This is a genomic window from Oerskovia enterophila (genome assembly GCF_001692445.1).
GTDB classification, from domain to species: Bacteria; Actinomycetota; Actinomycetes; order Actinomycetales; family Cellulomonadaceae; genus Oerskovia; species Oerskovia enterophila.
Window position 1 is genome coordinate 1 of the sequence record NZ_MAQA01000021.1, and the last position, 23,082, is coordinate 23,082.

Here is a 23,082-nt window from a genome sequence, read left to right on the forward strand (position 1 = left end):
CGGCCCCGCCCGCCCCCGAAGGGGAGAGTGGGTCACCGACCGTCGGGCAGCCGACCACCGCGACGACCGCGAGCCGGTCCGGGACGGCGAGCGACGCCGTCGGGCGCGAGGAACGGAGCGGATCGGACACGCCCGGGGCGCCCCCCGCGACGAGCGGGGCCGTCCCCGCATGACCGGCTGGCATGCTGGGAGCATGAGCACCGAACCCTCGCCGACGACCGTCCCCCAGGGAATCCCCGCGATCGAGGCGACCACCCCCGCGCCCGAGCGCTCGGACGCCGAGGTCCTCGTCATCACCGGTATGTCCGGGGCAGGGCGCACGCGTGCTGCCGCGGTCCTCGAGGACCTCGACTGGTACGTCGTGGACAACATGCCGCCCAAGATGCTCGTGCCGCTCGTCGACATGATGACGCGCGCGGGGTCGAGCGTGCAGCGCATCGCCGCGGTCGTCGACGTCCGCGGAGGCGGGTTCTTCACCGATCTGCTCGACGTCCTCAAGCACCTGCGGGACGCCGGCGTCTTCTACCGGATCCTGTTCCTCGACGCGTCCGACGAGGTGCTCGTCCGACGGTACGAGCAGGTCCGTCGTCCCCACCCCCTCCAGGGCGGGGGCCGGATCCTCGACGGGATCGCCGAGGAGCGACGGCTCGTCGCGAGCGTCGAGGAACGTGCGGACGTCGTCATCGACACCTCGGACCTCAACGTCCACGACCTGGCGCGGGAGGTCCGCGCAGCCGTGGCCGAAGGCACGCCGGACGCGCTGCGGATCAACATCGTCTCGTTCGGCTTCAAGTACGGGATCCCGCTCGACGCGGACCACGTCGTCGACATGCGGTTCCTCGCGAACCCCTACTGGATCACCGAGCTCCGCCACCTGACGGGCCGCGACAAGCCCGTCCGCGACTACGTCCTGGCGCGCCCGGGGGCCCTCGAGTTCATCGACCGGTACGTGAGCGCGCTCGAGCCCGTCCTGTCCGGCTACCTCGCCGAGGAGAAGCGCTACGTGACGATCGCCGTCGGCTGCACGGGTGGCAAGCACCGCTCGGTCGCGGTCTCGGAAGAGCTCGCCAAGAAGCTCCGGGCGCTGGGCCAGCGCGTGACCGTGACCGCCCGAGACCTCGGCAAGGAGTAGGCGTGTCCCTCATCAACCCCGCGGTCGTGGCGCTCGGTGGAGGGCACGGGCTGTCGGCGACGCTGTCCTCGCTGCGGCTCATGACGGACCGCATCACCGCGGTCGTGACCGTCGCGGACGACGGCGGATCCTCCGGGAGGCTCCGCTCCGAGCTCGGCGTGCTGCCCCCGGGAGACCTCCGGATGGCGCTCGCGGCCCTGTGCGACGACTCCGAGTGGGGGCGGACCTGGAGCGCAGTCCTGCAGCACCGGTTCTCCTCGAGCGGCGACCTGGACCAGCACGCGGTCGGGAACCTGCTCATCGTGGCTCTCTGGGAGCTCCTGGAGGACCCCGTGGCCGGGCTCGACTGGGTCGGCAAGCTGCTCGGCGCCCGCGGCCGGGTGCTGCCCATGGCCGCCGTTCCGCTCGGCATCGAGGCGGACGTGCGCACGGGGGACGGGCTCTCGACGATCGTGGGCCAGAGCCAGGTCGCCGTGACGCATGAGCGGATCGAGCAGCTGCGCCTGGTCCCGCCGGACCCGCCCGCGTGCCCCGAGGCCGTCGAGGCGGTGCTGTCCGCGGACTGGGTGATCCTCGGCCCCGGCTCCTGGTACTCCTCGGTCATGCCTCATCTGCTCGTCCCCGACCTCGCGCACGCGCTGCACGAGACCGCGGCCCGGCGCTGCGTCGTGCTCAACCTCTCGAGCGACGCGGGCGAGACCTACGGGCTCACGGCGACCGACCACCTGGAGGCTCTGCACAAGCACGCGCCCGGGCTGCGGATCGACGCCGTGGTCGCCGACCCGAGCGCGGTCGAGGACATCGGGCTGCTGGCCGACGAGTCGGCGCGCATGGGCGCGCGCCTCCTGCTCCGGCAGGTCGGGCGTTCCGACGGGACCCCGCGGCACGACGCGCTGCGCCTCGCCGCTGCCCTGCGGGACGTCTTCGACGGGTTCCTGGGCGACGTGGGGACGACGACGCACTGACGGCCCACCCTCGTGGGGGAGTGCGGTCACGATCGTTGCCCGTTGATGGGAGGATGTCGCCATGGCGTTGACGGCACAGGTGAAGGACGAGCTCGCGCGACTCAAGGTGGACAAGACCTCCTGCCGCAAGGCGGAGGTCTCGGCCATGCTGCGATTCTCCGGTGGATTGCACATCATCTCCGGTCGCATCGTGATCGAGGCCGAGCTGGACACGGCGATCGCCGCGCGCCGCCTCCGGCAGACGATCAGCGACGTGTACGGGCACACGAGCGAGCTGATCGTGGTCTCGGCCGGCGGTCTGCGTCGGGGGAGCCGCTACGTGGTGCGGGTCGTCAAGGACGGCGAGTCGCTCGCCCGTCAGACGGGCCTGCTCGACAACCGTGGCCGGCCCGTGCGCGGGCTCCCGCCGCAGGTGGTGTCCGCGGGGGTCGGCGAGGCCGAGGCCGCGTGGCGCGGCGCGTTCCTCGCGCACGGCTCGCTGACCGAGCCCGGTCGTTCGTCTGCGCTCGAGGTCACGTGCCCTGGGCCCGAGGCCGCCCTCGCCCTGGTCGGCGCGGCGCGACGCCTGGGCATCTCCGCCAAGGCGCGCGAGGTCCGCGGGGTGGACCGGGTGGTCATCCGCGACGGCGAGGCCATCAGCGCGATGCTCACGCGGCTGGGCGCCCACGAGACCGTGGTCGTCTGGGAGGAGCGGCGCCAGCGGCGCGAGGTGCGCGGCACGGCCAACCGGCTCGCGAACTTCGACGACGCCAACCTCCGACGCTCGGCCCGCGCTGCCGTCGCGGCCGGGGCCCGTGTCGAGCGAGCCTTCGAGATCCTCGGACCCGACCTGCCGGACCACCTGCGCGAGGCCGGCGAGCTGCGCCTCGCGCACAAGCAGGCGTCGCTCGAGGAGCTGGGCCAGCTCGCCGTGCCGCCGCTGACCAAGGACGCCGTGGCGGGCCGTATCCGACGCCTGCTCTCGACGGCCGACAAGCGCGCTGCGGAGCTGGGCATCCCCGACACCGAGGCGGGTCTGAGCCCCGACCTGCTCGACGTCTGAGCACCCGGCCTGCGGGGTCGACGAGGGAGGGGGCCGGACCGGGGGTGCGCTCCGGTCGCTGCCGCGGCGGAGGTGTGACGTCCGTCTCGGACCTTGATCACGTTCCCACGCTTCGTGCAAGGTCGTCTCAGATCAGGCCTCAGGTCACGTGTTGGGGCGCTTTGGGTATAGGCTCGGGGATGTCAGGTGACAAAGACGTGCTCCTTCACTGAGGTCTTCGGGACCCCGTTGAGTCGCAGCTGTCGCTGAGGCCCTCCGAGTTCCCGGGTATCACGCCGTCAGGCATTCAGTGGGGGAGTACTTCGCCGTTCACCACCTACGTACGCCGTAGTACGTGATCGTTCGGCATCAACCGTGTGCGTCGGGAACACCGGCGCGCCCTGAGGAGGGCATTGTGACCATCCGCGTCGGTATCAACGGCTTCGGTCGTATCGGACGTAACTTCTTCCGCGCCATCATTGCGTCGGGGGCGGACATCGAGATCGTGGGTGTCAACGACCTCACGGACAACAAGACGCTCGCGCACCTGCTGAAGTACGACACCGTCCTGGGTCGTTTCCCGCTGAGCGTCGACTTCGACGAGAACAACATCATCGTCGACGGCAAGGCCATCCGCGCCCTCGAAGAGCGCGACCCGGCGAACCTGCCCTGGGGCGAGCTCGGTGCTGACATCGTCATCGAGTCGACCGGCTTCTTCACCGACGCCACCAAGGCGAAGGCCCACATCGAGGCCGGCGCCAAGAAGGTCATCATCTCCGCTCCGGCGAAGAACGAGGACGGCACGTTCGTCGTCGGCGTGAACCACGAGCAGTACGACCCCGCGACGCAGCACATCATCTCCAACGCGTCGTGCACCACGAACTGCCTCGCCCCGATGGCCAAGGCCCTCAACGACGCGATCGGCATCGAGCGCGGTCTCATGACCACGATCCACGCGTACACGGGTGACCAGAACCTGCAGGACGGCCCCCACAAGGACCTGCGTCGCGCCCGTGCGGCCGCGCAGAACATCGTCCCCACCTCGACCGGTGCGGCCAAGGCCGTCGCTCTCGTGCTCCCCGAGCTCAAGGGCAAGCTCGACGGCTTCGCGATGCGCGTCCCCGTCATCACCGGCTCGGCCACCGACCTCACCTTCACCGCCTCGAAGGAGGTCACGATCGAGGAGGTCAACGCCGCGGTCAAGGCTGCTGCCGAGGGCCCGCTCAAGGGTGTTCTCAAGTACGTCGACGACGACATCGTCTCGTCGGACATCGTCACGGACCCGCACACCTCGATCTTCGACTCGAAGCTCACCAAGGTGAGCGGCGACCTGGTCAAGGTCGTCGCCTGGTACGACAACGAGTGGGGCTACTCGAGCTCGCTCGTCTCCCTCACGCAGTACGTGGGTGCTCGTCTCTGATCTCCGTCTTCTCGACGTGAGGTGAATTCTGCGTCCGCGTGCGTGGCCGGCCCGGTTGGCCGCCCATGCACGCGGACGCAGTCATGTGTGACGTGACCTGTTTCGACCTGTTCAGACCAGGAGTGTGCTCATGAAGACCATCGACTCTCTCGGCGACCTGCGCGGCAAGCGCGTGCTCGTCCGCTCGGACTTCAACGTCCCCCTCGACGGGACGACCATCACGGACGACGGCCGCATCCGCGCCGCGCTCCCCACGCTCAAGCGTCTGACCGACGCCGGTGCGAAGGTCGTCGTGACCGCGCACCTCGGGCGCCCCAAGGGTGAGCCGGACGCCAAGTACTCGCTCGCCCCCGTCGCGGCCCGCCTCGGTGAGCTCCTCGGCGCCCCGGTGACGCTCGCGGCCGACACGGTCGGCGAGTCCGCCCGCGCCACGGTCGCCGCGCTCGGCGACGGCGAGGTCGCGCTGCTCGAGAACATCCGCTTCGACGCTCGCGAGACCTCGAAGGTCGACGCCGAGCGCGAGGCTCTCGCCGCAGACCTCGCAGAGCTCGCGGACGCGTACGTCTCCGACGGCTTCGGCGTCGTGCACCGCAAGCAGGCCTCGGTCTACGACATCGCCAAGGTGCTGCCGTCCGCAGTGGGCGAGCTCGTCCTCAAGGAGGTCGACTCCCTGAAGAAGGCGACCGAGGACCCCGCGCGCCCCTACGTCGTCGTGCTCGGCGGCTCGAAGGTCTCCGACAAGCTCGGTGTCATCGCCAACCTGCTGACCAAGGCGGACCGCCTGCTCATCGGTGGCGGCATGGTCTTCACGTTCCTCGCGGCCAAGGGCTACTCGGTGGGCAACTCGCTCCTCGAGACGGACCAGATCGAGACGGTCAAGGGCTACCTCGCGGACGCCGAGAAGGCGGGCGTCGAGATCGTCCTGCCGACCGACATCCTCGCCGCGGACTCGTTCGCCGCAGACTCGCCCTACGAGGTCGTGCCCGCGGACGCGATCCCCGACGGCAAGATCGGCCTGGACATCGGCCCCGAGTCGGCCAAGCTCTTCGCGAGCAAGATCGTCGACGCCAAGACGGTCGTCTGGAACGGCCCCGCGGGCGTCTTCGAGTTCGAGGCGTTCTCGGGCGGCACGCGTGCCGTCGCGCAGGCCCTGGTCGACGCGACCGCGAACGGTGCGTTCACGATCGTCGGCGGCGGCGACTCCGCCGCAGCCGTGCGCATCCTCGGCTTCGACGAGGCCGGCTTCAGCCACATCTCGACCGGTGGCGGCGCGAGCCTGGAGTTCCTCGAGGGCAAGTCCCTCCCGGGGCTCGCAGTCCTCGAGGCCTGACCCCCACCACCGCAGCCTCACGGCTCACAGAAGGTAGACACACCATGACTGATGCACGTACCCCGCTCATCGCGGGCAACTGGAAGATGAACCTGGACCACCAGGAGGCCATCCACACGGTCCAGAAGCTCGCCTGGGCCCTCAAGGACGCCAAGCACGACTTCTCGGCCGTCGAGGTCACGGTGCTCGCACCGTTCACGGACCTCCGCAGCGTGCAGACGCTCGTCGACGCCGACAAGCTCGAGCTGACCTACGGCGCGCAGGACGTCTCGCAGCACGTCTCGGGCGCCTACACGGGCGAGATCTCGCCCGTGTTCCTGAGCAAGCTGGGCGTGACCTACGTCGCGATCGGCCACTCGGAGCGCCGTCAGTACCACGGCGAGGACGACGCGCTCGTCAACGCCAAGTCGAAGGCCGCGCTGGCCCACGGCCTGATCCCGATCATCTGCGTCGGCGAGGCGCTCGAGATCCGCAAGGCCGGTGAGCAGGTCTCGTACACGCTCGCGCAGGTCGACGGCGCTCTCGAGGGCCTCTCGGCCGAGGACGCCGCCAAGGTCGTCATCGCGTACGAGCCCGTCTGGGCCATCGGCACGGGCGAGGTCGCCACCCCGCAGGACGCTCAGGAGGTCGCGGGCGCGATCCGTGCCCGCCTCGCCGAGCTCTACTCGGCCGAGGTCGCCGACGCCGTGCGCGTCCTGTACGGCGGTTCGGTCAAGTCCTCGTCGATCGCCGAGCTCATGAAGGAGCAGGACGTCGACGGCGCACTGGTCGGTGGCGCGAGCCTCGACCCCGAGGAGTTCGCGAAGATCGCGCGCTTCCAGTCGCACCAGACCGGGGCCTGATTCCCCTCGCTGCCGGGTCGCGCCGCACGCGCGCCCCGGCAGCGCGGCCACCGCTGGTGCGGTGGTCGGAGCCGAGCGGACGAGCGCCGGTTCCCTGCACGACCGGGCGACGTGGCCCGCAGTGCGGAACGGTTCGTCGGAACGGCCCCTCGTCACCTACCCTTGTCCTCTGTGCCGCACCTGCACCCGCAGGTCGGTCCAGGACACCCGTGCGGTCCCTCTCGACTTCTCGACGTGGACCCAAAGAGCCAAGGACGTACTCGTGGACGCGCTGCGCATCATTCTTCAGATCCTGCTGGTCATCACCAGCGGCTTCTTGACCCTGCTCGTGCTCATGCACAAGGGCAAGGGCGGCGGCCTCTCGGACATGTTCGGTGGCGGCATCTCGAGCAGCGCCGGCAGCTCCGGCGTGGCCGAGCGCAACCTGAACCGCATCACGATCACGTTCGCGATCACCTGGACCGTCGTGATCATCCTCCTGGGGCTCATCCAGAAGGTCAGCTGACCCTCGCCGCTCCGGCGGCAGGGGAGTGGAACCGGTCCGGGTCACGGTCCGGTCGGAAGTCGGGGGAGTGAAGTCGTGGCTGGTGGCAGTGCTATCAAGGGGTCTCGCGTCGGGGCAGGCCCGCTCGGCGAGACGGAACGGGGCGACGTCGCCCCGCGCATCTGGGTCTCCTACTGGTGTGCCAACGGGCACGAGACGCGCCCCAGCTTCTCCTCCGAGGTGGAGATCGTCACTCCTGAGACCTGGGACTGCCCGCGCTGCGGTCTGCCCGGGGGGCAGGACCAGGCGAACCCGCCGAGCGCGCTGCGCAACGAGCCCTACAAGACGCACCTCGCGTACGTGAAGGAGCGCCGCAGCGACGAGGACGGCGTGGCCCTCCTCGACGAGGCGCTCGCCGCGCTGCGCGCCCGTCGTAGCCGCCGCTAGCCCTGCCGGTCCGGTGGTGGGCGCGGCGCGCCCCGGCAGTGACCGGAAGGTGCCCGTCCGGCGTCCGGCGTGCACGTCGTCATGAGCAGCACAGCACAGCGGGGCCCGTCCGGTCGTCGGACGGGCCCCGCTGTGCGTGGGCGATCGGGTCGCCCCCTTCCGATGGTCCGGGACCGCCGGGCCGCGCCCGACGGTCCCGGACCTCAGGACGAGGTGCTGCTCGCCGCCAGGTCGACCAGCCACAGCGTGCGCCGCGTGCCGATCGCCCCCGCGGCGGGCGTGGTCTCGACGGGATCCCCGGCCAGGGCGGACGCCACGGCAGGAGCCTTCTCGGCGCCCGCGGCGACGACCCAGACCTCCTGCGCGGCCTGGATGGCGGAGAACGTCAGCGACACGCGCTCGGGCGGCGGCTTGGGGGAGTCATGGACTCCCGTCGTGGCCCCCTGGGCCGCGAGCCCGGCGTTGCCCGGGAAGAGCGACGCGACGTGCCCGTCCGGACCCATGCCCAGCAGGAGGACGTCGAACGCGAGGTGCGTGGCGCCGTCGGGCGTGAAGCGCGAGAGCTCGTCGGCGTAGAGCGCCGCCGACTCCTCGGGGGACCCGACGCCCTCGCCCGGCGCAGCCATGACGTGCACGTTCTGCGCGGGCAGTGCCGGGAGGTGGTCGAGGAGCGCCTCGCGCGCCTGCGTCTCGTTGCGCTCGGGATCTCCGGCGGGCAGGAAGCGCTCGTCGCCCCACCAGAAGTGCACTCCGGTCCAGTCGACCGCGTCGCGCACGGGGTGCGCCGCGACGGCCGCGAGCGAACGGATCCCGACCGTGCCGCCCGTGAGGACGACGTGGACGGGCGTGCGCACGGACTGGATGTCGAGGATGCGCGTCAGCAGGCGCGAGGCGACGGCCTCGGCGAGCACGCCCGCGTCGGGGTGCACGACGACGAGGCGCGCCCCGTGCGCGCTGGTCTCGGTCTCCACGTCGGTCGTCATTCGCCGATCCTTGCCAGGCCCTTGGTGAGGACCTCGCCGTAGACCTCGTCCGGGTCCAGCCGGCGCAGCTCCTCGGTGAGGCACTCCTCGAGCTGGCGCAGCGGCAGCGAGATGCGACGGTCCGGCTGGCCGGGCTGCGTCAGGGTCACGATGCGCCCGTCGGGACGGGACAGCACGACGGCGCCGCCCTTGCGTTCGAGGGTCACCTTCGTGATCCCCTCGACGCCGCGCCGGCGGACGAGCCGGACCGGGCACCGGAGCTGCTGGGCCAACCACGCCGCGAGGATGTCGACCGAGGGGTGGTGCTCCTCGCCCTCGACCTCGACGGCCGTCACGGACTCGTAGGGCGGCTGGTCGAGCGCTGCCGCGATGAGCCCGCGCCACAGCGTGACGCGGGTCCACGCGAGGTCGGTGTCGCCCGGGTGGTGGCTCTTGCTCAGGTGCTGGAGCGTCTGGAGCGACTTGCCTGCGTTGACCGCGTCGGTGATGCGGCGGTGGGCCATCTGGCCGACCGGGTCCGCCGAGGGGTTGTCGGGCGTCTCACGGGGCCACCAGGCCACGATCGGGGCGTCGGGGAGCAGGAGCGGCATCACGAGGGTGTCGGTGTGCGCGACGAGCGGCCCCGAGGGACGCAGGATGATGACTTCGCTGGCCCCCGCGTCGCCGCCGATACGGATCTGGGCGTCGAGGCGCGCCGTCGAGCGCTTGTTGGCCGGGGCGACGACCACGACACGGCAGGGGTGCTCGCGCGAGGCGCCGTTGGCCGCGGCGACCGCGTCCTCGACGTCGGCCTCCTCGGCCAGGACCACGAGGGTCAGGACACGTCCGAGGGCGACCGCGCCACCCTCGTCACGCAGCTTCACGAGGCGCTTGTTGACCGCATTGGTCGTCGTCTCGGGGAGATCGATGATCATGAGGTGGTGCTCCAGTTCGAGGTCCGGGCAGGGATCCGGGGCAGGCGGGAGATCGGTGCGGTCGCGGTCACGGACGCCGCCACGTGCGTCCGTCGCGAGCCATCATGTCGTCGGCCGAGGCCGGGCCCCACGTGCCGGAGCGGTACGGCTCCGGGGCGCCCTTGGACTCCCAGAACGCCGTGATCGGGTCGAGGATCTTCCAGGACAGCTCGACCTCCTCGTGGCTCGGGAAGAGCGGCGGGTCGCCCAGGAGGACGTCGAGGATGAGGCGCTCGTAGGCCTCGGGGGAGGACTCGGTGAAGGCGTGGCCGTAGCCGAAGTCCATGGTGACGTCGCGGACCTCCATCGCGGTGCCGGGGACCTTGGCGCCGAAGCGGATCGTCACGCCCTCGTCGGGCTGGACGCGGATCACGAGCGCGTTCTTGCCGAGCTCGGACGTCGCCGAGGACTCGAACGGCAGGTGCGGCGCCGACTTGAAGACGACCGCGATCTCCGTCACGCGTCGGCCCAGGCGCTTGCCCGTGCGCAGGTAGAACGGCACCCCGGCCCAGCGGCGGTTGTCGATGTCGACGCGGATCGCGGCGAACGTCTCGGTCGTGGACTCGGGCGAGATGCCGTCCTCCTCGAGGTACCCGACGACCTCCTCGCCACCCTGCCACCCTGCCGAGTACTGGCCGCGCGAGGTGTGGCGTCCCAGGTCGCGCGGAAGACGCACGGCAGAGAGCACCTTGAGCTTCTCGGCGCGCAGCGACTCGGCGTCGAACGAGACGGGCTCCTCCATCGCGGTGAGCGCGAGGAGCTGGATGAGGTGGTTCTGGATGACGTCGCGCGCCGCGCCGATCCCGTCGTAGTACCCCGCGCGGCCACCGATGCCGATGTCCTCGGCCATGGTGATCTGGACGTGGTCGACGTAGTTCGCGTTCCAGATGGGCTCGTAGAGCTGGTTGGCGAACCGCAGCGCCAGCATGTTCTGGACGGTCTCCTTGCCCAGGTAGTGGTCGATGCGGAAGACCGAGTCCGGCGAGAAGACCTTGGAGACGACGTCGTTGAGCTCGCGTGCGCTGGTCAGGTCGTGGCCGAACGGCTTCTCGATGACCACGCGGCGCCATGCGTCCTCGCCCGAGCGGGAGAGCCCCGAGCGCGAGAGCTGCTCGCAGACCAGGGGGAACGCGCTCGGGGGGACCGAGAGGTAGAACGCGTGGTTGCCGCCCGTGCCGCGCTCCTTGTCGAGCTCCTCGACCGTGGTGCGCAGGCGCTCGAAGGCCTGCTCGTCGTCGAACTCGCCCTGGACGAACCGGATGCCCTCGGCGAGCTGCTTCCACGTGGCCTCGCGGAACGGGGTGCGCGCGTACTGCTCGACGGCGTCGCGCACGACCTTGGCGAAGTCCTGGTCCTCCCAGTCGCGGCGGGCGAAGCCCGTGAGCGCGAAGCCGGGCGGCAGGAGACCGCGGTTGGCGAGGTCGTACACGGCGGGCATGAGCTTCTTGCGGGCGAGGTCGCCCGTGACGCCGAAGATGACCAGGCCGCTGGGCCCGGCGATGCGGGGGAGTCGAAGGTCACGCGGGTCGCGCAGCGGGTTGTGCTCTGCGCTGATCTTTGCCGGTCTCAACTGATGTCACCGTTCTCGTCGGCGTGGGCTGGAATGGTCGAAAGGTCCGTCCTGCGGACCGAGGTGAAGCCTAGGTGGTGCGCGAGGGGCGGTCGCGGGGCGTCCATGATCGGTGCCGCAGGGGCGACGACAGCAGCGCCAGCACCCCCAGCACCCGCGGCGGTCCGGGAGCGTGCCCGCGTCATGCGGGTGCGCCGCCCGCCCGGGCGAGACCGTCCGCGACGGTCTGGAGGAGATCCGTCCAGCTGGTCTCGAACTTCTCGACGCCCTCGACCTCGAGCCGCTCGGTCACCTCGGCGAGCGAGACGCCGAACGACTCGACGGTCTCGAGGACCGAGCGCGAGGCCGTGTACGTGCCCGCGACGGTGTTCCCCAGGACGACGCCGTGGTCCGCGAACGCGTCGAGGGTCGCCTGGGGCATGGTGTTGACCACGTCGGGAGCGATGAGCTCGTCGACGTAGAGGGTGTCGCGGTACTCGGGGTTCTTGACGCCCGTCGAGGCCCACAGGGGGCGCTGGGGGTGGGCGCCGGTCGCGGCGAGGGCGCGCCAGCGGTCGCTCTGGAGGACCTGCTCGTAGGCCTCGTACGCGAGCCGCGCGTTGGCGACCGCGGTGCGTCCGCGCAGGTCGAGCGCCTCGGGGGAGCCGACCGCGGTGAGCGCGGTGTCGACCGCCGCGTCGACGCGCGAGACGAAGAACGACGCGACCGACGCGATGCGCGTCACGTCGTGGCCGGCGTCGCGCGCCTGCTCGATCCCGGACAGGAACGCGTCCATGACCCGGCGGTAGCGCTCGAGCGAGAAGATGAGCGTCACGTTGACGCTGATGCCCTGGGCCAGGGTGCGCTCGATCGCGTCGAGGCCCTCGACCGTGGCGGGGATCTTGATGAGGACGTTGGGGCGGTCGACCGTCTGCCACAGCCGGACGGCGGTCGCGACGGTCGCGTCGGCGTCGCGCGCCAGGCGGGGGTCGACCTCGATCGAGACCCGGCCGTCGACGCCGTCGGTCGCGTCGTAGACGGGGCGCAGGACGTCCGCCGCGGCCCGCACGTCGTCCGTGGTGATGCGTTCGACCGCGGCCTCGACGTCGGTGCCGGCCGCGGCCAGCTCGGCGAGCTGCGCGTCGTAGGCGTCGCCCTTCGAGAGCGCGCCCGCGAAGATCGTGGGGTTCGTCGTGACGCCGACGACGGCGCGCGAGCCGATCAGGTCGGCGAGGCCACCGCTGCGCAGGCGTTCTCGGGAGAGGTCGTCCAACCAGATGGAGACACCTGCCTCCGACAGCTCGCGGACGGGTGCTGGTGCTGCGCTGTGGTGCACGGACACGATTCTCCCTCTCGTCGTCTGGCGGCCGTCCTCACGGACGTCCCAGGAGGGGGCGGACGTGAGCCGCCCCCTCCTGGAATCTACGGATGGTCAGCGCTGGTCGCCAGTGCCGCCGACCGAGGGGATGGCCTCGCCACCCGGTGCGGCACCCGTACGTGCCGCCTCGATGGACTCCTTGGCGGCCGAGGCGACGGCCTCGGACGTGATCCCGAACTCGCGGTAGAGGATCTTGTAGTCCGCGGACGCGCCGTAGTGCTCGAGGCTCACGGAACGGCCGGCGTCGCCGACCAGGTCGCGCCAGCCCTGGGCGATGCCCGCCTCGACCGAGACGCGGGCCTTGACGGCTGCCGGGAGCACGCTCTCGCGGTACTCGGGGCTCTGCGCGTCGAACCACTCGCGGCTGGGCAGCGAGACCACGCGGGCCGCGATGCCGTCCGCGGCGAGCTGCTCGCGCGCCTCGACCGCGAGCTGGACCTCGGAGCCCGTGCCGATGAGGATCACGTCGGGCGTGCCCTCGGTGTCGAGCAGCACGTAGCCGCCCTTCGCGGTGCCCGAGGCGTCCGCGAAGCCGTCCGTGCCGCGCGGGAACGTCGGGACGTTCTGACGGGTCAGGATGAGGCCCGCGGGGCGGTCGTCGTGCTCGAGGATCGTGCGCCAGGCCCACGCGGTCTCGTTGGCGTCCGCGGGGCGGACGACGTCGAGACCCGGGATCGCGCGCAGCGCGGCGAAGTGCTCGATGGGCTGGTGCGTGGGGCCGTCCTCGCCCAGGCCGATCGAGTCGTGCGTCCAGACGAACGTCGACGGGATCTCCATGAGCGCCGCGAGACGGACCGCGGGGCGCATGTAGTCGGAGAACGTGAGGAACGTGCCGCCGTAGGCACGCGTGCCGCCGTGCAGCACGATCCCGTTGAGGATCGAGCCCATGGCGTGCTCGCGGATGCCGAAGTGCAGCGTGCGGCCGTACTCGTGGCCCGGGAACTTCTTGGTCGCGTGCTCGGCCGGGACGAACGAGGGCTCGCCGTCCATGGTCGTGTTGTTCGAGCCCGCGAGATCGGCCGAGCCGCCCCAGAGCTCGGGCAGGGTGTCGGCCAGGGCCGAGAGGACCTTGCCCGAGGCCGCGCGCGTCGCGACGTCCTTGCCGGCCTCGAACGTGGGGAGGGACTCGGTCCAGCCGGCCGGGAGCTCGCGGGCCGTGAGGCGCTCGAGGAGGGCGTCGCCCTCGGGGTTCGCGATCTTCCAGGCCTCGAACGCGGTGTCCCAGCGCTCGCGCAGCTCGGCACCGCGCTCGCCGACGGCGCGCGTGTAGGCGAGGACCTCGGGGGAGACGTCGAACGACTTCTCCGGGTCCAGGCCGAGCTCGACCTTGAGGCCGCGGATCTCGTCGGCGCCCATGGCCGAGCCGTGGATGCCACCGGTGTTCTGCTTGGTGGGCGAGGGCCAGCCGATGATCGTGCGCAGCGCGATGATCGAGGGCTTGCCGGTCTCGGCCTGGGCCGCGGCGACGGCCGCGGCGAGCTCGTCGACGTTCTCGGCGTAGCCCGTGCCGCCCTGGGTCCAGTCGACCTTCTGGGTGTGCCAGCCGTAGGCCGCGTAGCGCGCGAGGACGTCCTCGGTGAACGCGATGTCGGTGTCGTCCTCGATCGAGATCTTGTTGTCGTCCCAGATCACGATGAGGTTGCCGAGCTGCTGGTGGCCCGCGAGGGACGAGGCCTCGGAGGTCACGCCCTCCTGCAGGTCGCCGTCCGACGCGATGACGTAGACGTGGTGGTCGAACGGGCTCTCGCCCGGCGCGGTCGACGGGTCGAGCAGGCCGCGCTCGCGGCGGGCCGCCATGGCCATGCCGACCGAGGACGCGAGGCCCTGGCCGAGGGGGCCCGTGGTGATCTCCACACCGTTGGTGTGCTTGTACTCGGGGTGGCCGGGGGTCTTGGAGCCCCAGGTGCGCAGCGCCTCGATGTCCTCGATCTCCAGGCCGTAGCCGGCGAGGAAGAGCTGGAGGTAGATCGTCAGCGACGAGTGGCCCGCGGAGAGCACGAAGCGGTCGCGACCGACCCAGTGCGAGTCGGCCGGGTCGTGGCGCATGACCTTCTGGAAGAGCAGGTACGCGGCGGGGGCCAGCGAGATCGCCGTCCCGGGGTGGCCGTTGCCGACCTTCTCGACGGCGTCGGCTGCGAGAGCCTTGATGGTCTTGACAGCCTGGTCGTCCAGGGGGGACCACTCGAGGGGCTGGTTGGCAGGAACGAACGCGTTCACCGGACCTCTTTCCCGTCCGGAGTCTGCGCCCCGGATCTTCGTCGATTCAACTCGGATCAACCGTTGAACTATTCCTTCGCGCGCACCCGGTGACTCACAGGGGGACCGAGGGCGGAGCGGCGGACCGGCCGGTCGCGACGGCGCGCACCGCGAGGTCAGGTCGCCTCGGGTCGCACCGGGGCACCAGGCCGTCGGTTGCTCCGCCCAGCCTATACGTGCGCCCCGAGCGGGCACGTCGCGCGACCATCTCGTGGATTTCGGTCGGATCTCACACTTTTGTTCGGGCGAGCAGGGCAGCGGCGCGAGGGCGGGCGACGTAGCATGGGACGGATGTCCAGCGGGTCGGAGCAGACACGCACCGGCTGCCGGACGACGCCCCCCAGCATTCCTCGCCAGAACGGAACACCGAAGCGCGTGCACACCACGAGCCAGGCACCGATCGACGAGACGGGTATCCCGTCTCGCCCTGCCGCGACCTCCTCGGTCGCCGGGCAGGCCCGGGTCTCCTCCGACGGCCATGCCGTCGCGGGGGTCCGCAGCACGATCGGCGCGTACGTCGCCCTGACGAAGCCGCGCATCATCGAGCTCCTGCTCGTGACGACGCTGCCCACCATGATCCTGGCCCAGGGTGGGCTCCCGGACCTGTGGCTCGTCGTCAAGACCCTCGTGGGCGGCACGCTGGCCGCCGCGTCGGCCAACGTCTTCAACTGCTACATCGACCGTGACATCGACGAGCTCATGAACCGCACCAAGCGGCGACCGCTCGTCACGGGGGAGATCACCCCGCGCGCCGCGCTGGTCTTCGCGACCGCGCTCGGCGTGATCGCGCTCGTGTGGTTCGCGTGGCTCGTCAACGCCCCCTCGGCCTGGCTCACGTTCGCGGCCATCGCGATCTACGTCGTGGGCTACACCATGATCCTCAAGCGCCGCACGCCCCAGAACATCGTGTGGGGCGGCATCGCGGGCTGCATGCCGGTCTTCATCGGCTGGTCGGCCGTCACCGGTTCGCTCAGCTGGTCCGCGGTCGCGCTGTTCCTCGTGATCTTCTTCTGGACGCCGCCGCACTACTGGCCGCTGTCGATCAAGTTCAAGAAGGACTACGCGAACGCCGGGGTGCCGATGCTCCCGGTCGTCGCCGACAACCGCAAGGTCGCGCGCGAGATGATCGGCTACACCGTGGCGATGATCGCCTCGTCGCTCGCGCTGTGGTGGCTCGCTCCCATGACGTGGGTCTACGGCGTGGTCGCGATCGGCCTCGGCGCCTGGTTCCTGGCCCTGTGCATCACCATGCTGCGCCGGGCCAACGACCCGACCAAGGGCAAGCTCGGGGCCATGAAGGTGTTCCACGCCTCGATCACGTACCTGACCCTGCTGTTCGTCGCCGTCGCGGTCGACGTCTTCCTCCCCTTCTGACGGTCTGGCCGGGACGCACGGGATGACCGTCCGACGAGCGGCCGGCGCGCGATGACGCGCGTCGCCGCCGGTGAGCCCGCGCTCGCCGTCGGGCCCTCGGACGGTCCCCCCGGCCCGGAGGCCACGCCTCCCGCTCCGCCCCTGCCTGCCGCCCTCGAGCGCGCCGTGCGCGAGTACCTCGCACACCTCACGGTCGAGCGCGGGCTCTCCCCGAACACGGTCGCGGCCTACCGGCGCGACCTGGCCCGCTACGCCGCGTACCTCGCGGCGCGCGGCCGTACCGAGCCGGCCGAGGTGAGCGCGGCGGACGTCGCGGAGTACGTCACCACGGTCCGCACGGGGTCCGACGGCGCCGCGCTCCTCTCGCCGTCGTCGACGGCCCGGTCGGTGGCCGCGGTGCGCGGGTGGCACCGCTTCTGCGCGCTCGAGGGGCACACGGGAACCGACCCGTCGGCCGAGGTGCGTCCCCCCGCGCAGGGCAAGCGGCTGCCCAAGGCCATCTCGACCGACGAGGTCGAGGCGATCCTCGAGGCCGCCGGGGCGGGAGAGGGGCCGGCGCCGCTGCGCGACCGCGCGCTGCTCGAGCTCGTCTACTCCACGGGGGCCCGCATCTCCGAGGCCGTGAGCCTCGACGTCGACGACCTGGACCTCGAGACCGGTGCGGTGCGCCTGTTCGGCAAGGGCGGCAAGGAGCGCGTGGTGCCCGTGGGGTCGTACGCGGTGCGCGCGCTCGACGCCTACCTCGTGCGGTCACGTCCCGCGCTGGCCGCCACGGGCCGCGGCACGCCCGCGGTCTTCCTCAACACGCGCGGTGCCCGGCTGAGCCGCCAGAGCGCGTGGGCCGTCCTGCGGACCGCGGCCGAGCGGGCCGGGCTCGAGCACCCCGAGCGCATCTCGCCGCACACCCTGCGGCACTCGTTCGCGACCCACCTGCTCGCGGGCGGCGCCGACGTGCGCGTGGTCCAGGAGCTGCTGGGCCACGCCTCGGTCACGACGACCCAGATCTACACGCTCGTGACCCGGGACACGCTGCGCGAGGTGTACGCCTCGGCGCACCCGCGCGCGCTCGGCTGACGTCGCGCCGGATCGCGCCACTCCGGCGCGTGCTCGCGTCCTCGGGAGGACGCTGGGGTAGCGTGGCCGACGTGAGCAGCCAGGCCCCGAGCGAGACACAGGACGCCACCGAACCGTTCGACGCGCGCGTCGGTGCGGGACCCGGGGTCGTCGACGGCGGTGCGGACGTCGCGCCCGACAGCTTCCCGCGGGTCGATCCCGTGGGGCGCACGGTCCCCGACTTCCCCGTCCCGGAGGTGCTCCCCACGCACGGCCCCGGCCGCATCATCGCGATGTGCAACCAGAAGGGCGGGGTCGGCAAGACGACCACGACCATCAACCTGGGGGCCGCGCTGGCCGAGTACGGCCGCCGGGTCCTCCTGGTGGACTTCGACCCGCAGGGCGCCGCCTCGGTGGGCCTGGGCGTGAACCCGCACGAGCTCGACCGCACGGTCTACAACCTGCTCATGGAGCGTGGCGCGGACATCCGCGAGGTCATCGTCCCCACGAACGTCGAGAACCTGGACGTGCTCCCTGCGAACATCGACCTGTCGGCGGCCGAGGTCCAGCTCGTGGGCGAGGTCGCACGCGAGTCGGTCCTGGCGCGGGTCCTGCGTCCCGTGCTCGACGACTACGACGTGATCCTCGTGGACTGCCAGCCCTCGCTGGGCCTGCTCACGGTCAACGCGCTCACGGCCGCGCACGGCGTGCTCATCCCGCTCGAGTGCGAGTTCTTCGCGCTGCGCGGCGTGGCGCTGCTCGTCGAGACCATCGAGAAGGTGCGCGACCGGCTCAACCCGCGCCTCGAGATCGACGGCATCCTCGCGACCATGTTCGACTCGCGCACGCTGCACTCGCGCGAGGTCGTGGCCCGCGTCCACGAGGCCTTCGGCGACAAGCTGCTGCACACCGTGATCGGGCGCACCGTGAAGTTCCCGGACGCCTCCGTGGCTGCCGAGCCCATCACGGTGTACGCCCCGACCCACCCGGGGGCGACGGCATACCGTCAGCTCGCCCGCGAGCTGGTCGCCCGTGGCGACGCTGCCTGACACCGCGCAGGCGGCCGCCCCGGTCGCTCACCTGCAGGAGCCCCCGGCACCCGCGCCGCCCAGCACGGACCGGTACGGCAACCCGGCCTTCGAGGTCCACCTCGAGAACTTCTCGGGCCCGTTCGACCTCCTCCTCTCGCTCATCGCCAAGCACAAGCTCGACATCACCGAGATCGCGCTCGCGCAGGTGACCGACGAGTTCATCGCGTACATCCGCACGGCCGAGCGCCTCGCGCGCGAGGCCGAGGCGGCGGAGCGCGCCCAGGCCTCGGAGCCCCGCGGGCCCGACGACGGCGCGCCCGCGGGCGCCTCGACTCGCCGCCGGCGGGGGCGCGGCGGGCACCCCGGCTGGGACCTGGGCACCGCGAGCGAGTTCCTGCTCGTGGCCGCGACGCTCCTGGACCTCAAGGCCGCGCGACTGCTGCCCACGGGGGACGTCGAGAGCGCCGAGGACCTCGAGCTCCTCGAGGCCCGCGACCTGCTGTTCGCCCGGCTGCTGCAGTACCGCGCGTACAAGCAGGTCTCGGCGGTCATCGCCGAACGGCTCGCGACCGAGTGGCGGCGCTTCCCGCGCGTCGTGCAGCTCGAGCCCCACCTCGCGGCCCTGCTGCCCGAGCTCGTGTGGAAGCTCGGGCCCGACCAGCTCGCGGCGCTCGCGGCCAGGGCGCTCGAGCCCAAGGCGCCCCCGCCCGGGGTGTCGTTGACCCACCTGCACGCGCCCGCGGTGAGCGTGCGCGAGCAGGCGGGGATCGTCGTCGGGCTCCTGCGGCGTGAGGGCGCCGCGTCCTTCCGGACCCTCGTCGCCGACGCGGGCGAGACCATCGTCGTCGTCGCGCGCTTCCTCGCGCTGCTCGAGCTGTTCCGCGAGGGGCTCGTCGCGTTCGAGCAGGTCGAGGCGCTCGGCGAGCTCACGGTCCGGTGGACCGGCGCCACGGGCGACGACGACGGCGCCAGCAGCGGATCTCTCGACGCCGTGCTCGACGACGTGGGCGGGGAGTTCGACGAGCTCGACGAACTTGTCGGGGAGAACGGCGCCGTCGGTGCCGTTCGCCCGACCCACGACAGCGGTGATGATGCCCAGCCGCCCCACGACGGGGCCGAGCCAGGGCAGGACCGGACCGGAGCATGAGCGAGGAGAGCATGACGTACGACACCGTCGACAGCTCGGCCGCCCCCTCGGGCGACCGGGACGACGACCAGGCGGGACCCGGCTCCCCGACGGGCAGTCCCGCGGCCCCCGGCATCGAGGCGGACGAGACGACGCTCGACCTGGCCCACGTCCCGGGCGGGGCGCTCGCGGCCCTCGAGGCCGTCCTGATGGTCGCCGACGAGCCGATCCCCGCGGTGCAGCTCGCCACGGCGCTCGGGCTCCCGCAGCGCGAGGTCGAGGACCTGCTCGCCGAGCTGTCGGCCGAGTACCGCGGCGAGCTCGGCGGTCGCCCCCGCGGGTTCGAGCTGCGCCAGGCGGGCGGCGGGTGGCGCGTCTACTCGGCGCCCGTGTTCGCCGACGTCGTCGGGCGCTTCCTGCTCGAGGGCCAGACCGCGCGCCTGACGCAGGCCGCTTTGGAGACCCTCGCCGTCATCGCGTACCGTCAACCGGTCACGCGCGGCCAGATCTCGGCCGTGCGCGGCGTGAACGTGGACGGCGTCGTACGGACGCTGACGACCCGCGGGCTCGTCGCGGAGGTCGGTCAGGATCCCTCGACGGGTGCGGTCCTGTACGGAACCACGGGATACTTCATGGAGCGCATGGGCTTCTCGTCCCTCGACGAGCTCCCCGCCCTCGCGCCGCACCTGCCGGACGTCGACTCCATCCTCGACGCCGCCGACAGCACACTCGGAGCGTCCGAGGGTGGGAGCGACCGCGCACAGCCGCGGTCGCCGGCCCTGCCCGACGACGCTCGACCCAGCACGAACGACGAAGGAACATCATGAGCAGCGCACGCGAGGGTGGCCGTCCGGCCGCCCGAGGACAGCGGTCCGAGAACACCTCGGGCACCGGTCGACCGGGCGGTGGGCGGTCGGGAGGTCAGCGGTCCTCGGCCCCCCGCACCGGGGCGGGCCGTGGGTGGGCCGGTGACGCGCAGGCGGGCAAGAGCAAGCCCCCGCGCCGCCCGGTCGCGCCCAAGGGCCCCCAGCGCGACGTGCACGTCGCCGACGGCGTGCGCCTCCAGAAGGTCCTCGCGACCGCAGGCCTGGGCTCGCGCCGCGCGTGCGAGGACCTGATCGCCGCGGGCCGCGTCGAGGTCGACGGCGTCCTGGTGCGCGAGCTCGGCGTCCGCGTCGACCCCGAGTCCGCGGTCATCCACGTCGACGGCATGCGCATCCAGCTCGACCAGTCGCTCGTGACGATCGCGCTCAACAAGCCGCTGGGCGTCGTCTCCACGATGCACGACCCCGAGGGGCGCCCCGCGCTCACGCAGTTCGTCGCGACGCGCCCCGAGCGCCTCTTCCACGTCGGGCGTCTCGACGCCGACAGCGAGGGCCTGCTGCTCCTGACGAACGACGGCGAGCTCGCCAACCGGCTCTCGCACCCCAAGTACGAGGTCTCCAAGACCTACCTCGTGTCGGTCGAGGGCCGCGTCGCGGGCAACGTCGCGAACAAGCTGCTCCACGGCATCGAGCTCGAGGACGGCCCGGCCAAGGTCGACCGCTACCGCGTGGTCGACACGACCCCGCAGGCCAGCATGGTCGAGGTCGTCCTGCACGAGGGGCGTCACCGCATCGTGCGCCGCATGTTCGAGGAGATCGGTCACCCCGTGACCCGGCTCGTGCGCACCCGCATCGGGTCGATCCACCTGGGCAACCTGCGCCCCGGCGCGACGCGCGTCCTGGGCCGCACCGAGCTCGGCACCCTCATGAGCGAGGTCGGCCTCTAGCACGCCTCCCCGCCGTCCCGGGCGCCGCGTCACCGCGCGAGCCCGGGACGGCGGACTCCCGACCCGACCCTCCCGTACGAAGGAGTACCCATGCCCGTCCGGGCCATCCGGGGCGCCACACAGCTCGACGTCGACGAGCGTGAGCACCTCTTCGAGCGCACGCGCGAGCTCGTCCAGGCCGTCCTCGACGCCAACGAGGTCGACACCGCGTCGCTCATCTCGATCTTCTTCACCTGCACGCCGGACCTCGTGGCCGACTTCCCGGCCGCGGCGGCGCGCGAGATGGGGCTCGGCGACGTGCCTCTCATGTGCGCCGTGGAGATCGGCGTGCCCGGGGCGCTGCCCCGCGTCGTGCGCCTCATGGCTCACGCCGAGCTCGACGTGCCCCGGGCCGACGTCCAGCACGTATACCTGCACGGGGCCACGTCGCTGCGCAAGGACCTGGCGCAGTGAGCGGGGAGCCGCAGGCCACCGCCGCCGCCCGCGGGCTGGTCGTCGCGATCGACGGCCCCTCGGGATCGGGCAAGTCGAGCGTCTCGCGCGCCGTCGCTCGCCGCCTCGGTACCGCCTACCTGGACACCGGTGCGATGTACCGCGCGGCGACCTGGTGGTGCCTCGAGGAACGCGTCGACCTGGCCGACCAGGCCGCCGTGGCCGCGGCCGTCGACGTCATGCCGCTCGTCATGGGGATCGACCCCGCCGCGCCGAGCGTGCACGTCGACGGGACCGACGTGGGCGAGGCGATCCGGACCACCGAGATCTCGACGGCCGTGAGCGCGGTCGCGACCAACCTCGCGGTGCGCGCCGAGCTGCGTCGCCTGCAGCGCGCGCTCATCGCCGCGGAGTCGTCGGCGTCCTCGGCCGATGCGGCCGACACGTCGTTCTCGGGCGGGCGCGGCATCGTGGCCGAGGGGCGCGACATCACGACCGTCGTGGCCCCCGACGCAGACGTCCGCATCCTCCTGACCGCGAGCGAGGAGGCGCGCCTGGCGCGCCGCTCGCTCGAGGTCCACGGCGCCGCCGACGCGGCCGCCGTCGAGGCGACCAGGGACCAGGTCCTGCGCCGCGACCGCGACGACTCGACCGTCTCGCAGTTCCACGTCGCCGCCGACGGCGTCGTCACGGTCGACTCGTCCGACCTCGACTTCGAGCAGACGATCCAGGCCGTGCTCGACGTCGTCGAGCAGGTCATGGCTCCCGCTGCGACGAGGCCCGACGCCGTCACGGGGGGCGAGGGGCCCGCTCGGTGAGCACCCCGCACGTCCCCTCTCCCGCCGGGCCCGCCTGGTCCCGCTGGGTGGGGCGCTTCCTCGCGCGCGTGATCTGGAACACCCGGGTGGTCGGGGCGGACCGCGTCCCGACCACCGGACCCGTGCTCCTCGCGGCCAACCACACGGGCCTCGTCGACGGGCCGCTCGTGCTGGGCGTCGCGCCCCGGCCCCTGCACGTCCTGGTCAAGGAGGAGATGTTCGTCGGGCCCGTGGGCTGGATCCTGCGCGCGGCCGGACAGATCCCCGTCGACCGGACCGGCGGGCGCGCGGCCCTCGTGACGGCGCTCGCGGTCCTGCGCCGCGACGGGGGAGTGGGTGTGTTCCCCGAGGGCAACCGCGGGCGCGGCGACGCGACCTCGGCGCGCGCGGGCGTGGCCTGGCTCGCGCTCAACGGCCACGCGCCCGTCGTGCCCGTCGCGGTGCTGGGCACGCGCCGCACGGGAGACCGGCTGAGCCGGATCCCGGGGTTCCGCCGCCGCCTGTACGTCGAGTTCGGTGCGCCGGTCGTCGTCGAGAAGCCCGACGGCGTGCGCGGCAAGGCGGCCATGGACGCCGCGAACGAGCAGATCCGGTCGGCTCTCGCGACGCTCGTGACGTCCGCCGTGGACCGCTCGGGCATCGCGCTGCCGGTCGACGGGCCCGAGCGCCCCGGACGCTGAGACGCCCCGTCCGCGTGACGTCGTGCACTCCGGGCGT

23 protein-coding genes are annotated in these 23,082 nt (G+C 72.1%); 17 read left to right on the top strand and 6 right to left on the bottom strand.

All coding sequences use genetic code 11. The annotated features are described in order from the left end of the window. A partial coding sequence (locus OERS_RS21740; protein WP_211268462.1) for a hypothetical protein occupies positions 1–184 on the bottom strand: 184 nt, incomplete at its 3' end. 9 nt (positions 185–193) lie between these two features. Between OERS_RS21740 and rapZ the strand changes: the two genes are divergently transcribed. The 8 genes from rapZ (at position 194) to OERS_RS09990 (ending at position 7,641) form a co-directional block, all read left to right on the top strand. Then, complete coding sequence (gene rapZ, locus OERS_RS09955; RefSeq protein ID WP_056652225.1) at positions 194–1,132, top strand: RNase adapter RapZ; 939 nt, start codon at positions 194–196, stop codon at positions 1,130–1,132. 11 nt (positions 1,133–1,143) lie between these two features. Then, positions 1,144–2,097 (top strand): gluconeogenesis factor YvcK family protein, encoded by a 954-nt coding sequence (locus tag OERS_RS09960; protein WP_139107778.1) that lies wholly within the window; start codon positions 1,144–1,146, stop codon positions 2,095–2,097. Between the two features lie 61 nt (positions 2,098–2,158). Beyond that, a complete protein-coding gene (gene whiA, locus OERS_RS09965; RefSeq protein WP_056651577.1) occupies positions 2,159–3,139 on the top strand; it encodes a DNA-binding protein WhiA in 981 nt (326 codons plus the stop codon). A gap of 394 nt (positions 3,140–3,533) precedes the next feature. Continuing rightward, positions 3,534–4,538, top strand: coding sequence for a type I glyceraldehyde-3-phosphate dehydrogenase (gene gap, locus OERS_RS09970; RefSeq protein ID WP_068625654.1), 1,005 nt, complete (start codon positions 3,534–3,536; stop codon positions 4,536–4,538). Positions 4,539–4,668: 130 nt separating this feature from the next. Next, entirely contained in the window at positions 4,669–5,868 is a 1,200-nt protein-coding gene (locus OERS_RS09975) for a phosphoglycerate kinase (RefSeq protein ID WP_056651583.1), read from the top strand. Between the two features lie 44 nt (positions 5,869–5,912). Then, entirely contained in the window at positions 5,913–6,710 is a 798-nt protein-coding gene (gene tpiA / locus OERS_RS09980) for a triose-phosphate isomerase (protein ID WP_056651586.1), read from the top strand. Between the two features lie 262 nt (positions 6,711–6,972). Beyond that, positions 6,973–7,215 (top strand): preprotein translocase subunit SecG, encoded by a 243-nt coding sequence (gene secG, locus OERS_RS09985; RefSeq protein ID WP_056651589.1) that lies wholly within the window; start codon positions 6,973–6,975, stop codon positions 7,213–7,215. Between the two features lie 75 nt (positions 7,216–7,290). After that, complete coding sequence (locus tag OERS_RS09990; RefSeq protein WP_056651591.1) at positions 7,291–7,641, top strand: RNA polymerase-binding protein RbpA; 351 nt, start codon at positions 7,291–7,293, stop codon at positions 7,639–7,641. Between the two features lie 203 nt (positions 7,642–7,844). On the opposite strand, the gene pgl is transcribed toward OERS_RS09990, so the two are convergent. The 5 genes from pgl to tkt form a co-directional block, all read right to left on the bottom strand. Beyond that, a complete protein-coding gene (gene pgl, locus OERS_RS09995; RefSeq protein WP_068625655.1) occupies positions 7,845–8,624 on the bottom strand; it encodes a 6-phosphogluconolactonase in 780 nt (259 codons plus the stop codon). Then, entirely contained in the window at positions 8,621–9,538 is a 918-nt protein-coding gene (gene opcA / locus OERS_RS10000) for a glucose-6-phosphate dehydrogenase assembly protein OpcA (protein WP_056651597.1), read from the bottom strand. Before opcA ends, pgl begins: the two co-directional genes overlap by 4 nt. Before the next feature lie 67 nt (positions 9,539–9,605). Continuing rightward, positions 9,606–11,147 carry a glucose-6-phosphate dehydrogenase gene (gene zwf, locus OERS_RS10005; protein ID WP_056651600.1) on the bottom strand — a complete coding sequence of 514 codons (1,542 nt, stop codon included), beginning with the start codon at positions 11,145–11,147 and terminating at the stop codon, positions 9,606–9,608. Positions 11,148–11,328: 181 nt separating this feature from the next. Beyond that, positions 11,329–12,462 (bottom strand): transaldolase, encoded by a 1,134-nt coding sequence (gene tal / locus OERS_RS10010; protein ID WP_068625688.1) that lies wholly within the window; start codon positions 12,460–12,462, stop codon positions 11,329–11,331. A 96-nt stretch (positions 12,463–12,558) separates the two neighbouring features. Further along, complete coding sequence (gene tkt / locus OERS_RS10015) at positions 12,559–14,721, bottom strand: transketolase (protein ID WP_056651604.1); 2,163 nt, start codon at positions 14,719–14,721, stop codon at positions 12,559–12,561. A gap of 414 nt (positions 14,722–15,135) precedes the next feature. On the opposite strand from tkt, the gene OERS_RS10020 reads away from it, so the two are divergent. From OERS_RS10020 to OERS_RS10060, 9 genes are all read left to right on the top strand, one after another. Continuing rightward, on the top strand, positions 15,136–16,134 hold the full coding sequence (locus OERS_RS10020) for a heme o synthase (protein WP_269452539.1): 999 nt from the start codon (positions 15,136–15,138) through the stop codon (positions 16,132–16,134). A gap of 51 nt (positions 16,135–16,185) precedes the next feature. Next, entirely contained in the window at positions 16,186–17,208 is a 1,023-nt protein-coding gene (gene xerD, locus OERS_RS10025; protein WP_083201357.1) for a site-specific tyrosine recombinase XerD, read from the top strand. A gap of 200 nt (positions 17,209–17,408) precedes the next feature. Continuing rightward, positions 17,409–18,236: a ParA family protein gene (locus tag OERS_RS10030; protein WP_056761924.1), complete on the top strand. Its 828-nt coding sequence runs from the start codon at positions 17,409–17,411 to the stop codon at positions 18,234–18,236. 31 nt (positions 18,237–18,267) lie between these two features. Next, a complete protein-coding gene (locus tag OERS_RS20685) occupies positions 18,268–19,365 on the top strand; it encodes a segregation and condensation protein A (protein ID WP_083201363.1) in 1,098 nt (365 codons plus the stop codon). Then, positions 19,362–20,171 (top strand): SMC-Scp complex subunit ScpB, encoded by an 810-nt coding sequence (scpB, locus tag OERS_RS10040; protein ID WP_139107774.1) that lies wholly within the window; start codon positions 19,362–19,364, stop codon positions 20,169–20,171. Before OERS_RS20685 ends, scpB begins: the two co-directional genes overlap by 4 nt. Continuing rightward, entirely contained in the window at positions 20,168–21,115 is a 948-nt protein-coding gene (locus OERS_RS10045) for a pseudouridine synthase (RefSeq protein WP_082608944.1), read from the top strand. Before scpB ends, OERS_RS10045 begins: the two co-directional genes overlap by 4 nt. Before the next feature lie 90 nt (positions 21,116–21,205). Further along, on the top strand, positions 21,206–21,568 hold the full coding sequence (aroH, locus tag OERS_RS10050; RefSeq protein ID WP_056651607.1) for a chorismate mutase: 363 nt from the start codon (positions 21,206–21,208) through the stop codon (positions 21,566–21,568). Beyond that, the gene (cmk, locus tag OERS_RS10055; RefSeq protein ID WP_068625656.1) at positions 21,565–22,365 is read left to right on the top strand and encodes a (d)CMP kinase; all 801 of its coding nucleotides are present in this window, start codon (positions 21,565–21,567) and stop codon (positions 22,363–22,365) included. Before aroH ends, cmk begins: the two co-directional genes overlap by 4 nt. Further along, complete coding sequence (locus OERS_RS10060) at positions 22,362–23,045, top strand: lysophospholipid acyltransferase family protein (RefSeq protein WP_056761870.1); 684 nt, start codon at positions 22,362–22,364, stop codon at positions 23,043–23,045. The genes cmk and OERS_RS10060 overlap by 4 nt, the downstream gene beginning before the upstream one ends. The last annotated feature ends 37 nt before the right edge of the window (positions 23,046–23,082 follow it).

What these genes read in the sequence shown, in the direction of transcription:
- rapZ (WP_056652225.1), top strand. Translation starts at nt 194, where the DNA reads ATGAGCACCGAACCCTCGCCGACGACCGTCCCCCAGGGAATCCCCGCG.
- whiA (WP_056651577.1), top strand. Translation starts at nt 2,159, where the DNA reads ATGGCGTTGACGGCACAGGTGAAGGACGAGCTCGCGCGACTCAAGGTG.
- OERS_RS09975 (WP_056651583.1), top strand. Translation starts at nt 4,669, where the DNA reads ATGAAGACCATCGACTCTCTCGGCGACCTGCGCGGCAAGCGCGTGCTC.
- tpiA (WP_056651586.1), top strand. Translation starts at nt 5,913, where the DNA reads ATGACTGATGCACGTACCCCGCTCATCGCGGGCAACTGGAAGATGAAC.
- pgl (WP_068625655.1), bottom strand. Translation starts at nt 8,624, where the DNA reads ATGACGACCGACGTGGAGACCGAGACCAGCGCGCACGGGGCGCGCCTC.
- opcA (WP_056651597.1), bottom strand. Translation starts at nt 9,538, where the DNA reads ATGATCATCGATCTCCCCGAGACGACGACCAATGCGGTCAACAAGCGC.
- xerD (WP_083201357.1), top strand. Translation starts at nt 16,186, where the DNA reads ATGACGCGCGTCGCCGCCGGTGAGCCCGCGCTCGCCGTCGGGCCCTCG.
- scpB (WP_139107774.1), top strand. Translation starts at nt 19,362, where the DNA reads ATGAGCGAGGAGAGCATGACGTACGACACCGTCGACAGCTCGGCCGCC.
- OERS_RS10045 (WP_082608944.1), top strand. Translation starts at nt 20,168, where the DNA reads ATGAGCAGCGCACGCGAGGGTGGCCGTCCGGCCGCCCGAGGACAGCGG.
- aroH (WP_056651607.1), top strand. Translation starts at nt 21,206, where the DNA reads ATGCCCGTCCGGGCCATCCGGGGCGCCACACAGCTCGACGTCGACGAG.